Annotated in this window: 13 protein-coding genes and 1 pseudogene; 5 read left to right on the plus strand and 9 right to left on the minus strand. The window is 68.0% G+C overall.

Translation table 11 applies throughout. The features are described 5' to 3' along the window. Positions 1-56: 56 nt before the first annotated feature. Positions 57-1,349 (minus strand): glutamate-5-semialdehyde dehydrogenase, encoded by a 1,293-nt coding sequence (locus ACJ4V0_RS12560; protein WP_448299915.1) that lies wholly within the window; start codon positions 1,347-1,349, stop codon positions 57-59. Positions 1,350-1,509: 160 nt separating this feature from the next. On the opposite strand from ACJ4V0_RS12560, the gene ACJ4V0_RS12565 reads away from it, so the two are divergent. From ACJ4V0_RS12565 to pncA, 3 genes are all read left to right on the plus strand, one after another. After that, positions 1,510-2,676, plus strand: coding sequence for a divergent polysaccharide deacetylase family protein (locus ACJ4V0_RS12565; RefSeq protein ID WP_448299916.1), 1,167 nt, complete (start codon positions 1,510-1,512; stop codon positions 2,674-2,676). 25 nt (positions 2,677-2,701) lie between these two features. Then, positions 2,702-3,211 (plus strand): RNA pyrophosphohydrolase, encoded by a 510-nt coding sequence (locus tag ACJ4V0_RS12570; protein WP_448299917.1) that lies wholly within the window; start codon positions 2,702-2,704, stop codon positions 3,209-3,211. Positions 3,212-3,292: 81 nt separating this feature from the next. After that, positions 3,293-4,015 (plus strand): bifunctional nicotinamidase/pyrazinamidase, encoded by a 723-nt coding sequence (pncA, locus tag ACJ4V0_RS12575; protein ID WP_448299918.1) that lies wholly within the window; start codon positions 3,293-3,295, stop codon positions 4,013-4,015. Between the two features lie 206 nt (positions 4,016-4,221). On the opposite strand, the gene ACJ4V0_RS12580 is transcribed toward pncA, so the two are convergent. The 6 genes and pseudogenes from ACJ4V0_RS12580 to ACJ4V0_RS12605 form a co-directional block, all read right to left on the minus strand. Then, on the minus strand, positions 4,222-4,635 hold the full coding sequence (locus tag ACJ4V0_RS12580) for a F0F1 ATP synthase subunit epsilon (protein WP_448299919.1): 414 nt from the start codon (positions 4,633-4,635) through the stop codon (positions 4,222-4,224). Between the two features lie 29 nt (positions 4,636-4,664). Further along, positions 4,665-6,071, minus strand: a pseudogene (gene atpD / locus ACJ4V0_RS12585) (F0F1 ATP synthase subunit beta); the annotation flags it as partial. Positions 6,072-6,135: 64 nt separating this feature from the next. Beyond that, entirely contained in the window at positions 6,136-7,011 is an 876-nt protein-coding gene (locus ACJ4V0_RS12590) for a F0F1 ATP synthase subunit gamma (protein ID WP_448299920.1), read from the minus strand. Then, on the minus strand, positions 7,011-7,463 hold the full coding sequence (locus ACJ4V0_RS12595; RefSeq protein ID WP_448299921.1) for a PH domain-containing protein: 453 nt from the start codon (positions 7,461-7,463) through the stop codon (positions 7,011-7,013). Before ACJ4V0_RS12595 ends, ACJ4V0_RS12590 begins: the two co-directional genes overlap by 1 nt. A gap of 11 nt (positions 7,464-7,474) precedes the next feature. Next, on the minus strand, positions 7,475-9,004 hold the full coding sequence (atpA, locus tag ACJ4V0_RS12600; RefSeq protein WP_448299922.1) for a F0F1 ATP synthase subunit alpha: 1,530 nt from the start codon (positions 9,002-9,004) through the stop codon (positions 7,475-7,477). After that, positions 9,004-9,564, minus strand: a complete 561-nt coding sequence (locus tag ACJ4V0_RS12605; RefSeq protein ID WP_448299923.1) for a F0F1 ATP synthase subunit delta — start codon at positions 9,562-9,564, stop codon at positions 9,004-9,006. The genes atpA and ACJ4V0_RS12605 overlap by 1 nt, the downstream gene beginning before the upstream one ends. 422 nt (positions 9,565-9,986) lie before the next feature. On the opposite strand from ACJ4V0_RS12605, the gene ACJ4V0_RS12610 reads away from it, so the two are divergent. Together ACJ4V0_RS12610 and ACJ4V0_RS12615 are read left to right on the plus strand one after the other, a co-directional pair. Next, positions 9,987-10,238: a type II toxin-antitoxin system VapB family antitoxin gene (locus ACJ4V0_RS12610; protein WP_448299924.1), complete on the plus strand. Its 252-nt coding sequence runs from the start codon at positions 9,987-9,989 to the stop codon at positions 10,236-10,238. A 3-nt stretch (positions 10,239-10,241) separates the two neighbouring features. Continuing rightward, positions 10,242-10,634, plus strand: coding sequence for a type II toxin-antitoxin system VapC family toxin (locus ACJ4V0_RS12615; protein WP_448299925.1), 393 nt, complete (start codon positions 10,242-10,244; stop codon positions 10,632-10,634). Between the two features lie 66 nt (positions 10,635-10,700). Here ACJ4V0_RS12615 and ACJ4V0_RS12620 read toward each other — a convergent pair whose 3' ends face one another. Together ACJ4V0_RS12620 and ACJ4V0_RS12625 are read right to left on the minus strand one after the other, a co-directional pair. Beyond that, a complete protein-coding gene (locus ACJ4V0_RS12620; RefSeq protein WP_448299926.1) occupies positions 10,701-12,908 on the minus strand; it encodes an FAD-dependent oxidoreductase in 2,208 nt (735 codons plus the stop codon). A 14-nt stretch (positions 12,909-12,922) separates the two neighbouring features. After that, entirely contained in the window at positions 12,923-14,131 is a 1,209-nt protein-coding gene (locus ACJ4V0_RS12625; RefSeq protein ID WP_448299927.1) for an acetyl-CoA C-acetyltransferase, read from the minus strand. Positions 14,132-14,147: the final 16 nt, after the last annotated feature.

The following is a 14,147-nucleotide window of genomic DNA, read 5'->3' on the forward strand; positions in this document are numbered from 1 at the left end:
GACGAGGCGGACGCCGGCGCGCGGTCGGCGCGAGGCGATGCGACTGCCATAGGGCCTCACGGACGGGTCTGCCCCGTGCCGCGCACGCGGTACTTGAAGGAGGTGAGCTGCTCGACGCCGACGGGGCCGCGGGCATGCATCCGCCCGGTGGCGATGCCGATCTCGGCGCCGAAGCCGAACTCGCCGCCGTCGGCGAACTGGGTCGAGGCATTGTGCAGGACGATGGCGCTGTCGACCTCGGCCATGAAGCGGTCGGCCGCCGCCTGGTCGTTGGTGACGATGGCGTCGGTGTGGTGCGAGCCGTAACGTTCGACATGGGCGATGGCGTCGCCGAGGCCGCTGACCACCTTCACGGCGATGATCGCGTCGCCGAACTCGGTGCTCCAGTCCTCTTCGCTCACCGGCCTGACGCGCGGGTCGACGATGCGGGCGAGGCTGTCGCCGCGCACCTCGCAGCCGGCGTCCAGCAGCGCCGCCACGAGAGGCCGCAGATGCGTGCCGGCGCAGGCCTCGTCCACCAGCAGCGTCTCCGCCGCGCCGCAGACGCTGGTCCGCCGCATCTTGGCGTTGAGCACGATGTCCCGCGCCATGGCGAGGCTCGCCGCGCCGTGGACATAGACGTGGCAGTTGCCGTCGAGATGCGCGAAGACCGGCACCCGCGCCTCCGCCTGGACGCGCGCCACGAGGCTCTTGCCGCCGCGCGGGATGATGACGTCGATGGCGCCCTCGAGGCCCTGCAGCATGAGGCCGACGGCGGCGCGGTCGCGGGTCGGCACCAGCGAGATCGCGGCGGACGGCAGGCCGGCGGCATCGAGTCCCGAGGAAATCGCCTGGTGGATTGCCCGCGACGAGCGGAAGCTGTCCGAGCCGCCGCGCAGGATCGCCGCATTGCCCGACTTGAGGCACAGGGCGGCCGCATCGGCGGTCACGTTGGGGCGGCTCTCGTAGATGACGCCGATGACGCCGAGTGGCACGCGGACCCGCTCGATGCGCAGGCCGTTGGGGCGATCCCAGGCGTCCATGACCTTGCCGACGGGGTCGTCGAGGTCGCGCACCAGTTCGATGCCGGCGGCGATCGCCTCGACGCGGGCGGGATCGAGCGCCAGGCGGTCGATGAAGGCCGGGGTCATGCCCTCGCGGCGGGCCTCGGCGATGTCCTCGGCATTGGCCTCGCAGATAGCGCGGGACCGGGTCCGGATGGCCTGCGCCATCGCGGTCAGCGCGGCGTTCTTCTGGGCGGTGGAGGCCAGTGCCAGGCGACGCGCCGCCGCCCTCGCCCGCCGCCCTATGTCGAGCATCGCAGCTTCGGTGCCGGCCGCATCGTCGGCGAGGCTGGGTTGCGCGGACATCGAGACCTCCAAGGGCTTGTGCCTAGCACGCCGGCCGGATGAGGTAAATTCGCGACAATTGCGCGGTTCTCCGATGCTCGGACCGGTTTGGTTAACTGCGGATTAAGGGTTCGCCCGTGATCTAGGAGGGCGGTATCCGAACCGCGGCAGCGCAGGCGCCATGACCGACGACCTCAACGCCCCGCTCGGGGTCGAAACCCAGCAGGACAGGAAGCGGCGGTTCCCCGCCTTGCCGCTCCTGCCGATCGCTGCCGGCGTGGTCGGAACGCTCATCGTCGGTCTCGCCGGCGCCGTCGCCCTCATCCACAATCCTCTTGGCGGCGAGCCCCGCGCCATCGCAGCCATCGCCATGCCGGCGCCGCGCACCACCGAGCCGGTGGTCCAGGCGCCACCGCCCGCAGCCCCCCAGCCGTCCCCGGCCGGCGGCGAAGGCGGCTCGACCATCAACATCATCGACGGCATGTCCGGCACATCGCGGGCCGTGCGCATCGCCACCCCGCCGCCCGAGCAGGCTTCCGGGCTCGATCCGCGGCTGATCGAGCGCACGCCCCACGGCATGCTGCCGCGCGTCGCCCCCGACGGCAGCAAGCCGCGCGACGTCTATGCCCGCACCTTCCGGGTGCCGACGGGATCGGCGCCCTCCGCGCCGCGCATCGCGGTGCTCATCGGCGGCCTCGGCATCAGCCAGCAGGGCACCGCCGAAGCCCTCGCCAAGCTGCCAGGCGCCATCTCGCTGGCCTTCGCCCCCTATGGCAGCGATCTGGAGCGGATCGTGGCCAGGGCCCGCGCCGAGGGCCACGAGGCCTTCCTGCAGGTGCCGATGGAGCCCTTCGACTATCCGGAGAACGATCCCGGCCCGAAGACCCTGCTGACGACGCTTTCCAGCCGCCAGAACACCGAGCACCTTCACTGGGCGATGGGCCGCTTCCAGGGCTATGCGGGCATCGTCAACTACATGGGCGGCAAGTTCATGGCCTCCGAGGCGGCGGCGACGCCCATCCTGCGGGAGGCGCACCAGCGCGGGCTGATGGTGATCGACGACGGCACCAGCGCCCGCAGCCTCGTGCCGCAGATCGCCACCGCCCTGCAGCAGCCGAACCTGCGCGGCGACGTCCACCTCGACCGCGTGCCGACGCCGGTGGAGCTCGACGCGCAGCTGGCGCGTCTCGAGGCGAGGGCCCGGGAGCGCGGCTTCGCCCTCGGCATCGGCTCCGCCCTGCCGGTGACGATCGACCGGGTGGCGCGCTGGGCCCGCACCCTGGAGAGCCGCGGCTTCGTCCTCGTGCCGGTTTCGGCCGGGGTCGCCCGTCGCCCTCCGGCAGGCTAGCATGCCCCATTCGCGGACCAGACCCATGACGCGCTTCGAAGACCTGCCCTACCGCCCCTGCGTCGGCGTCGCCCTGTTCAACCGGCAGGGCCTCGTCTTCGTCGGCAAGCGCAAGGGCCCCGCCCCCGAGCATGTCGATGCTGGCCATGCCTGGCAGATGCCGCAGGGAGGCATCGACGAGGGCGAGCAGCCGCTCCTCAGCGCCCGGCGGGAGCTGTTCGAGGAGACCAACGTGCGCTCGGCCTCGTTGCTGGCCGAGGCGCCCGAATGGTTCGCCTACGACCTGCCGCAGGAGGTCGCCGGCCAGGCCTGGAAGGGCCGGTATCGCGGCCAGACGCAGAAGTGGTTCGCCTTCCGCTTCGACGGCGACGACAGCGAGATCGACGTCGCCCATCCCGGTGGCGGCCACAAGCCGGAGTTCGAGGCCTGGCGCTGGGAGCCGCTTGTCTCCACGCCCTCGCTCATCATCCCGTTCAAGCGCGGCGTCTACCAGCGGGTGGTGGAGACCTTCCTGCCCTTCGCCCATCCGGTGTGACCGCGCGGATACGGGGTTTTCCGCATCGCACAATCCGCAGCGAGGCGTAGCCTTGGGCCTCCCCCTGCTGCGGAGGCCGCCATGAACGACCGCTTCTCCCTCGACCGCCGGGCCGTCATCGCCGGCGCCACCCTCCTCACCGCCGCCGCGACCCGCGGCGCAATGGCCCAGGACAAGCCGGTGATCGACCCGCAGACCGCCCTCATCGTCGTCGACGTTCAGAACGACTTCTGCCCGGGCGGACGCCTCGCCGTGCCGAGGGGCGACGATGTGGTCGCCGTGTGCAACGCTATCGGCCGGCGCTTCCAGAACGTCGTCTTCACCCAGGACTGGCACCCGGAGGGCCACTCCTCCTTCGCCACGAGCCACCCCGGCAAGAAGCCCTTCGAGGTGGTGCAGATGCCCTATGGGCCGCAGGTTCTGTGGCCGGACCACTGCACCTGGGATTCCGCCGGCGCCGAGTTCCATGAGGGCCTCGACATTCCCCATGCCCAGACCATCGTCCGCAAGGGCTACCGCAAGGAGGTCGACAGCTATTCAGGCTTCCTGGAGGCCGATCGCAAGACCGCGACCGGGCTCGGCGGCTACCTGAAGGAGCGCGGCGTAACCCGGGCCGTGGTGGTGGGCCTCGCCACCGACTTCTGCGTCAACTGGACGGCGCAGGACGCGGCGAAGAACGGCCTGCAGACCTTCGTGGTGGAGGAGGCCTGCCGCGCCATCGATCTCGGCGGCTCGCTCGACAAGGCCTGGGCCGACATGGCGGCACTGGGGGTCAAGCGGATCAAGGTGAGCGATCTGGGCTAGGTGACGGGATCGCTGATACTGTCCTATTCTCGGATTATTTTCCTTGACCAGCGTTGCGCTGCGTGGTAGGTCATATGGCATGTTCGGGTTCTGCGCCTTATGGCCCGGAGAATCGGAGCCCGGCGCGGCCTACAGCCTCCCGCGAGACCACAATGCAAAAAGGCCGCCCGGAGGCGGCCTTTTGATCATCGGGAAGCGGATGCGCCTCAGTGCGTCGAGCCGGCGGTGGTCAGCGCCGCCTTGACGCCCTTGAGCTGGTCGAGGCGCTCGGAGGCCTTGGAGCGGCCGGCGTCGTCCCGGGCGTCGGCCAGGTCCTCTTCCGCGTTCCTGATCTCCTTGTCGATCTGGCCGGGATCGAGATCCTCGACCGCGGTCGCGCGCTCGGCGAGGATGGTGAGCCCGCCGGCAGACACCTCGGCGAAGCCGCCGCGCACATAGAGGCGCTTCGGCTGGCCGTCGGCATGGATGGTCAGGATTCCCGGGCGCAGCGTCGAGACGAAGGGCGCGTGACCGGCGAGAATGCCGAAATCACCCTCCGAGCCCGGCACCATGACCTGCTCGACAGCTCCGGAAAAGAGCTGCCGCTCGGGCGAGACCAGTTCGAAATGGAAGGTCGCCATGTCGTGCGATCCTTTCTGGCTGAGGCCGATCAGGCCGCTTCGGCAGCGAGCTTGCGGCCCTTGTCGACGGCTTCCTCGATGGTGCCGACCATGTAGAAGGCGGCCTCCGGGAGGTGGTCATACTTGCCATCGACGAGGTCGCTGAAGCCCTTCACGGTATCCTTCAGGTCGACGAACTTGCCGGGGGCGCCGGTGAAGACCTCGGCGACGAAGAAGGGCTGCGACAGGAAGCGCTCGACCTTGCGGGCGCGGGCCACCGTCAGCTTGTCCTCTTCCGACAGCTCGTCCATGCCGAGAATGGCGATGATGTCCTGCAGCGACTTGTAGCGCTGCAGGGTCTGCTGGACCTTGCGGGCCACGGCGTAGTGCTCGTCGCCGATGACACGGGGGTCGAGCATGCGCGAGGTCGAGTCGAGCGGGTCGACGGCCGGATAGATGCCCTTCTCGGCGATCGAGCGGTTGAGCACGGTCGTCGCGTCGAGGTGGGCGAAGGAGGTGGCCGGCGCCGGGTCGGTGAGGTCGTCCGCCGGCACGTAGATCGCCTGCACCGAGGTGATCGAGCCCTTCTGCGTGGTGGTGATGCGCTCCTGAAGGGCGCCCATGTCGGTGGCCAGCGTCGGCTGGTAGCCCACCGCCGAGGGGATGCGGCCGAGAAGCGCCGACACCTCGGAGCCCGCCTGGGTGAAGCGGAAGATGTTGTCGACGAAGAACAGCACGTCCTGGCCCTGGTCGCGGAAGTGCTCGGCGATGGTCAGGCCGGAGAGGGCGACGCGGGCACGCGCCCCGGGGGGCTCGTTCATCTGGCCGAACACGAGGGCGCACTTGGAGCCTTCGCCGCCGCCCTTCTTGTTGACGCCCGATTCGATGAACTCGTGATAGAGGTCGTTGCCCTCGCGGGTGCGCTCGCCGACGCCGGCGAACACCGAATAGCCGCCGTGGGCCTTGGCGACGTTGTTGATGAGCTCCTGGATGAGCACGGTCTTGCCGACGCCGGCGCCGCCGAACAGGCCGATCTTGCCGCCCTTGGCGTAGGGGGCGAGGAGGTCGACGACCTTGATGCCGGTGACGAGGATCTCCGCTTCCGTCGACTGCTCGGCGAAGGTCGGAGCCGGCTGGTGGATGGCGCGGGTCATCGTCGTCTTCATCGGGCCGGCCTCGTCGATCGGCTCGCCGACGACGTTGAGGATGCGGCCGAGCGTCTCGTCACCGACCGGAACGGCGATCGGCTGGCCGGTGTCCGTCACCGGCTGGCCGCGGACCAGGCCCTCGGAGGTGTCCATGGCGATGCAGCGCACGGTGTTCTCGCCGAGGTGCTGGGCGACCTCGAGAACCATGCGGTTGCCGTTGTTGCTGGTCTCGAGCGCGTTCAGGATCTGCGGCAGGTGGCCGTCGAACTGCACGTCGACCACGGCGCCGATGACCTGGCTGATCCGGCCGGATCCTGCCGGCGCATTCGTCGCATTCTTTGCCATGATACGATCCTCTGATGATGTCGTAAGCTCAGAGCGCCTCGGCGCCCGAGATGATTTCGATGAGTTCCTTGGTGATCATCGCCTGACGCGCGCGGTTGTACTTGAGCGTCTGCTTCTTGATCATCTCGCCGGCATTGCGCGTCGCGCTGTCCATGGAGGACATGCGGGCGCCCTGTTCCGACGCGGCGTTCTCGAGGATCGCCTTGAAGATCTGGATGGTCACGTTGCGGGGGAGCAGGTCGGCGAGGATCTCGGCCTCGCCGGGCTCGAACTCGTAAGGGGCGTTCTCGGCGCCGGTGGACGCCTCGCCGGCGACCTGCGCCGGGATGATCTGCTGGCCCGTCGGGATCTGCGAGATCACCGACTTGAACCGCGAGAAGAAAAGGGTGGCGATGTCGAACTGGCCCTCGGCGAAGAGCTTCAGCACCTGCGCACCGACCTCCTCGGCCTGGGCGTAGGAGAGGTTCTTCACCGCGCGGAACTCGATGTAGCCGACGATCTGCTTCTCGAACTGGCGGCGGATGAGCTCGTAGCCCTTGCGTCCGACGCAGAAGAACTTGACCGTCTTGCCCTCGGCCTGCAGGGCGAGGGCCCGCTCGCGGGCAAGCCGCACGATCGAGCTGTTGAAGGCGCCGCAAAGGCCGCGCTCGGCGGTGGCGACGATCAGGAGATGCGTCTGGTCGTTGCCGGTTCCGGCGAGCAGCACGGGGGCATCCGAGCCGGTCACCGCGCCGGTCAGGTTGGCCAGCACCGCTTCCATCTTCTCGGCATAGGGGCGCGCCGCCTCGGCCGCCGACTGGGCGCGCTTCAGCTTCGCCGCGGCCACCATCTGCATGGCCTTGGTGATCTTCTGCGTCGCCTTCACGGAGGCGATGCGGTTCCTCAGATCCTTCAAGCTCGGCATCAGCCGACGTCCCTTCTGGCTTCGATGGCCTGTTCCACCTTGCGGCGGAAGGCCAGCGGATCCGCAATCATCTTGATGGGCGTGGCGTTGATGCCCGTCCCATGCACGGTCACGTTCCCGAAGTTGAGAACGCGCCCGAAAAACGTCTGGTCGACCGAAACCGAATCGACCTTCTCCAGCCGCTGCTCGATGGTGGAGCGGGCGATGAAGCCCCACTTCGCCACCACCTTGCGGGATGTCACCGCCAGCTCCGTCGTCCGGCTCATGAACCAGGCGACCAGGAGCCAGAGGCTCGCGACGGCCAGCGCCGCCGCCCCGTAGGGCCAGACGAGGACCGCGGCGGCGAAACCCGCCACGACGGCGACGATGGGCCAGAGATAGACGACCCAGTGGATCGTCGCCTCATGGACGATGGTCTCGCCCGGGCCCAGGCTGTCGCCGACGTAGCTCACCGCCCGCCGCCTCAGCCGAACGCCGACGCGAAGCTCTCGACGGTGGCCTTCAGCTTCGCCGCGGTGTCGTCGGACAGGTCCTTCGACGAGCGGATGGCCTCGAGGATCGTGCCGTCCGAGCGCAGCTTGCCGAGCAGACCCTCTTCGAAAGCCTTGACGCGGTTCAGCGGCAACTTGTCGAGATAGCCGTTGGTGCCGGCCCAGATCACCGCCACCTGCTCTTCCATCTTCAGCGGCGAGTACTGGTCCTGCTTCAAGAGTTCCGTCAGGCGCGCGCCGCGGTTGAGCAGGCGCTGCGTCGTCGCGTCGAGGTCCGAGCCGAACTGCGCGAAGGCGGCCATCTCGCGGTACTGGGCGAGCTCGCCCTTGATCTTGCCGGCGACCTTCTTCATCGCCTTGGTCTGCGCCGAGGAGCCGACGCGCGACACGGAGAGGCCGACGTTCACCGCCGGGCGGATGCCCTGGAAGAACAGGTCGGTCTCGAGGAAGATCTGGCCGTCGGTGATCGAGATGACGTTGGTCGGGATATAGGCCGACACGTCGTTGGCCTGCGTCTCGATGACGGGAAGCGCCGTCAGCGAGCCCTTGCCGGCGTCGTCGCCCATCTTCGCCGCGCGCTCGAGCAGGCGGGAGTGGAGATAGAACACGTCGCCCGGATAGGCCTCGCGGCCCGGCGGGCGGCGCAGCAGCAGCGACATCTGGCGATAGGCGACGGCCTGCTTGGAAAGGTCGTCGTAGATGATGACGGCGTGCATGCCGTTGTCGCGGAAGAACTCGCCCATGGCGCAGCCCGAGAAGGGCGCCAGGAACTGCATCGGCGCCGGGTCCGAGGCGGTGGCGGCGACGACGATCGAGTACTCGAGCGCGCCGTTCTCCTCGAGCGCCTTCACGAACTGGGCGACCGTGGAGCGCTTCTGGCCGATGGCGACATAGACGCAGTAGAGCTTCTGCTGCTCGTCGGCGCCCTCGGCGTTCAGCGGCTTCTGGTTGAGAATCGTGTCGAGGGCGATGGCGGTCTTGCCGGTCTGGCGATCGCCGATGATCAGCTCGCGCTGGCCGCGGCCGATCGGGATCAGCGCGTCGATTGACTTGAGGCCCGTGGCCATCGGCTCGTGCACCGACTTGCGCGGGATGATGCCGGGGGCCTTCACGTCGACGCGGCGGCGCTCGGTGGACTCGATCGGGCCCTTGCCGTCGATCGGGTTGCCGAGGGCGTCGACGACGCGGCCGAGCAGGCCCTTGCCGACGGGAACGTCGACGATGGCGCCGGTGCGCTTGACGGTGTCGCCTTCCTTGATGTCGCGGTCGGCGCCGAACAGCACGATGCCGACATTGTCGGTCTCGAGGTTCAGGGCCATGCCGCGGATGCCGTTGTCGAACTCGACCATCTCGCCCGCCTGGACGTTGTCGAGGCCATAGACGCGGGCGATGCCGTCGCCGACGGAGAGCACCTGACCGACCTCGGAGACTGCCGCCTCCTGGCCGAAGTTCTTGATCTGGTCCTTGAGGATCGCAGAGATTTCAGCGGCGCGGATGTCCATCAGCCGACCTCTTTCATGGCGGTTCTAATCGAGTTGAGCTTGGTGCGAAGGGACGTGTCGACCATGCGCGAGCCGACCTTCACGATCAGCCCGCCGACAATGGCCGGGTCCACCTTCACGTCGATCTTCGGTTCCTGGCCGAGCACGTCCTTGAGGGCGGCCGACAGCGAGGAGGACTGGGCGGGCGACAACGCCTCGGCGACGGTCACCTCGGCGGTGATCTCGCCGCGCGACTTCGCCACAAGGGCGTTGAAGCCGCGGATGATGCTCTCCACCGCGAAAAGGCGGCGATTGGTCGCCACCACCTTGATGAGATTGGCGGCAATGCCGGACACGCCGGCCTTGTCGAGGATGGCGGCGATGGCCTTGGCCTGGTCTTCCGACGAGAAGACGGGGCTCTTCACCAACCGCTTCAGATCATCGGAACCATCGAGCATCGCGGTGAAGCGGGCGAGGTCGGACTGGACCTGGTCCAGCTGCCCCGCCTCGTTCGCCAGCTCGAAAAGGGCCAGGGCGTAACGCCCCGCCATGCCGGAAACGGTCTTGTCTTCGCCAGCCACCGCGTCTCTCGCGTTTCAGGCGTCGAGCCCTTCCGGTTCCACTGGCTGCCCCGCTTTCGCCCGGCAGTCGCAAACCGTTGTCTCGACTGGGAAATTCGTGACCGGGAGGATACCACCAGGGTGACTTCCCCCCGAAGTCGGCTGTCCGGTAGCACACGTATTCTCATGGTGCAACGCCATGAAAGCCGACGGCCTGTGCGCCAAAGGTCGCGGATGGACGGCTTTCCACCGTTTTGCGCGACGGGTGGCGCTGCCGGCCCCAACGACGCGGCAATGTCGGCGATCAGGCGGATCAGCGGCAAGGGGCCGTCCTTTGAGGACGGGAAGCTACGCCCGACTTCGGATCAGCCGGTCGGCGGCGCCCTTCTCAGCAAAACACCCAGATGCTATCTTCCGAGGAAGACAAAAAGGTTGCAAGGAAGATGGCTCTCAACATCAAGGATCCCGAGGCTGATCGGCTCGCCCGTCAGGTCGCCGAAATGACCGGCGAGACCATCACGCAGGCGGTGGTCATCGCCTTGCGGGAGAAGCTGAAGCGTGAGGAGCGCCGCCAGGGGGATGTCGACATGCTCGTCGACGACGTCCTCGGCATAGCCCGCAACGTCACGGCCGCCCCAACCCTCGACCATCGCAGCGACGAGGCGATTCTCGGCTTCGACGATATGGTTCCCTGACCCGTGGTCATCGACACATCGGCGCTGCTCGCCATTCTTCTCTCGGAGCCCGAGGCCCCGGACCTCATCCGCGCCATCGCCAGGGATGGGACGCGCCTCATGTCTGCGGGAAACGTGCTGGAGGCGGGCATCATCGCTCAGGCCCGAAAGGGCGACGCCGGTGGCCACGCCCTCGACCTTATGATCGTCAAGCTCGGGATCGACGTCGTGGCGATGACGCCGCATCACGCTGATCTGGCACGCCGCGCTTTCCGCCTGTTCGGCAAGGGACAGGCAAAGGCCGGCCTGAACTATGGCGATTGCATCGCCTATGCGCTGGCCCGGGAAACCGGCGAGCCCTTGCTGTTCAAGGGCGGCGACTTCGCGCAGACGGATATCCCCGCCGCGCCCTGGTAGGGCCGGAAACGTCGACGGGCGGCCTTTGGGGCCGCCCGCGCATTCTGTTCCGGCTGTGGCTGCGGCTCAGGCCGCGGCCTTCTGCCCCGCCATGCGGCCGTAGAAGGTCTCGCCCTTCTCGGCCATCTCGCGCAGCAGCTTGTTGGGCGAGAAGCGGTCGCCATACTTCGCCGCCAGCGCGTCGCATTTCTTCACGAAGGCCTTCGTGCCGATCATGTCGATGTAGCTGAGCGTGCCGCCCGACCAGGGCGCGAAGCCGAAGCCGAGAATGGAGCCGACATCCGCCTCGCGCGGATCGGTGACCACGCCTTCCTCGACGCAACGTGAGGCTTCCAGCGCCGTCGTCACCAGGAGACGGTCGATAATCTCCTGCCGGTCGATCGTGTCGGGGTCCTGCTGCATGCCGACGAAGGCCTTGAGGCCCGGCCACACCGTCTTCTTGCCGGTGTCGGGATAGTCGTAGAAGCCCTTCTTGGCCTTCTTGCCGACGCGGCCCTCCTGCTCGACCAGGAAGGTCAGCAGCTTCTCCTGCTGCGGGTCGACGGCTTGCGCGCCGACCTGCGCCTTGGTGGCCTTCAGGATCTTGAGGCCCAGGTCGATGGCGACCTCGTCGTTGAGGGTCAGCGGTCCGACCGGCATGCCCGCCTGCTTGGCGAGATTGTCGATCATGACGGGGGGCACGCCCTCCATCACCATCAGGTGGGCTTCCTTGATGTAGTTGCCGACGCAGCGGTTCACATAGAAGCCGCGGGTGTCGTTGACGACGATCGGCGTCTTCTTGATCGCCTTGACGTAGTCGAGGGCAACCGCCAGCGCCTTGTCGCCTGTCTTCTCCGCCATGATCGTCTCGACCAGCATCATCTTGTCGACCGGCGAGAAGAAGTGGATGCCGATGAACTGGTCCGGGCGGACCGAGTTCTGCGCGAGGCCGGTGATCGGCAGGGTCGAGGTGTTCGAGGCGAACACCACGTCCGGACGGATCGCCGCCTCAGCCCGCTTGATCACGTCGGCCTTCACCGCCGGGTCCTCGAACACCGCCTCGATGACGAGGTCGACATCCTTCAGGTCGGCATAGTCGGCGCTGGTCCTGATTTTGGCGAGCAGCGCCTCGCGCTGGGCCGAGGAGGCGCGGCCCTTGTTGACCTGATCGGTCATCAGCTTGTGCGAATAGGCCTTGCCCTTCTCGGCGGCCTCCACGTCGCGGTCGATCAGGATCACGTCCATGCCGGCCTGCGCCGTGACATAGGCGATTCCGGCCCCCATGAAGCCGGCGCCGATGACGCCGACGGTCTTGAGGTTGCTGGCCGGCACGCCGGCCGGGCGACGCAGGCCCTTGCCGAGCGCCCCCATGGAGACGAAGAGCGAGCGGATCATCGCCTGCGCCTGCGGGGTGCGCAGGACGGAGGCGAAGTAGCGCGACTCGATGCGCAGCGCCGTGTCCATCGGCACCAGAAGACCCTCATAGACCGCACTCATGATGGCGCGGGCGCCGGGATAGTTGTCGTAGGTCTCCTTGCGGTAGATGGCGTTGGCCGGGGGCCAGACCATCATGCCGCCGGCCGAATAGACCGGACCGGAGGGCAGCTTGAACTTCGGCTTGTCCCAGGGCTTCACCGGGTCGACGCCGGCCTTGAGCTTCGCCTTGGCGGCCTCGATCAGCGTGTCGGCGGGAACGATCTCGTCGATCAGGTTCATCGCCTTGGCGCGGTCGGCCTTCAACTGGTCGCCCTTCAGGAGCATCTGCAGCGACGACTGGATGTCCGCCATGCGCGGCACGCGCTGGGTGCCGCCGGCGCCGGGGAAGAGCCCGACCTTCACCTCGGGAAGGCCGACGCGCAGCTTGGGATTGTCCGAGGCGATGCGGGCGTGGCAGGCGAGCGCGATCTCGAAGGCGCCGCCGAGGCACATGCCGTTGATGGCGCAGACGAAGGGCTTGCCGCAGGTCTCGAGCTTGCGCAGCACCAGCGAATAGGCGCGGCTCTGCTCGAAGAAGTCGGCCATGGCCGCCTCGGGGCCCTTGGCCTTGATGGCGTCCTTGAAGGTCTGGCCGAGGCGCTCGAGCATGGTGAGGTCGGCGCCGCCGGAGAAGGTGTCCTTGCCGGAGGTGATGACCACGCCCTTGACGGCGGCATCGGCGACGGCGGCGTCGACGGCGGTGTTGAGGTCATGGCCGACGGACTCGTCGATGACGTTCATCGATTTGCCCTGCATGTCCCAGGTCAGGAGGGCGATGCCGTCCGCGTCGACGGACCAGGTGAAGTTCTTGAGGTTCATGGTGGTCGCTCCCCTTACACGCGCTCGATGATCGTCGCGGTGCCCATGCCGGCGCCGATGCACAGCGTCACGAGGGCGGTGGATTTGCCGGTGCGCTCCAGTTCGTCGAGCACCGTGCCGAGGATCATGGCGCCGGTGGCGCCGAGCGGATGGCCGAGCGCGATGGCGCCGCCGCAGACGTTGATCTTGTCGTGCGGGATGTCGAAGGCCTGCATGTAGCGCAGCACGACGGAGGCGAAGGCCTCGTTGAGCTCGAAGAGGTCGATGTCGGCGATCGACATGCCGGCCTTCTTGAGAAGCTTCCGCGTCACATCCACCGGACCGGTGAGCATCAGCGCCGGCTCCGAGCCGATATTGGCGAAGGCGCGGATGCGGGCGCGCGGCTTCACGCCGATCGCCTTGCCGGCCTCGGCATTGCCAAGCAGCACGGCCGCCGCGCCGTCGACGATGCCGGAGGAATTGCCGGCGTGGTGGACGTGATTGACGCTCTCGATCTCCGGATGGGCCTGGATCGCCACGGCGTCGAAGCCGCCGGCCTCGCCCATCATGACGAAGGAGGGGTTGAGGCTCGCCAGCGACTGCATCGTCGTCGACGGGCGCATGTGCTCGTCGCGGTCGAGGATGGTGAGGCCGTTCATGTCCTTCACCGGGATGACCGAGTTCTTGAACCGGCCCTCCTCCCACGATTTCGCGGCGCGCTTCTGGCTCTCCACCGAATAGGCGTCCACGTCGTCGCGGGAGAAGCCGTATTTGGTGGCGATGAGGTCGGCGGAGATGCCCTGCGGCATGAAGTAGGTCTTCACCGCGATGGACGGGTCCACCGGCCAGGCGCCGCCCGAGGCGCCCATGCCGACGCGCGACATGCTCTCCACACCGCCGCCGACGACGAGGTCGTGCTGGCCGGCCATGATCTGCGCCGCGGCGAAGTTCACCGCATCGAGGCCGGAGGCGCAGAAGCGGTTGATCTGGATGCCGGGGACGACATCGCCATAATCGGCCTTGAGGGCGGCGACGCGGGCGATGTCGCTGCCCGCCTCGCCGACCGGATCGACGCAGCCGAGAATGACGTCGTCGACGAGGCTGGTGTCGAGGCCGTTGCGGGCCTTCAGCGCCCTGAGCGTCGTGGCCGACAGCTCCAGCGCCGTCACCTCGTGCAGGGAGCCGTCGGACTTGCCCTTGCCGCGCGGCGTGCGGACATGGTCATAGACGAAGACGTCGGTCATGGCGGGTTCCTCTCCC

The sequence above is a fragment of the Phreatobacter aquiterrae genome, from assembly GCF_053471285.1.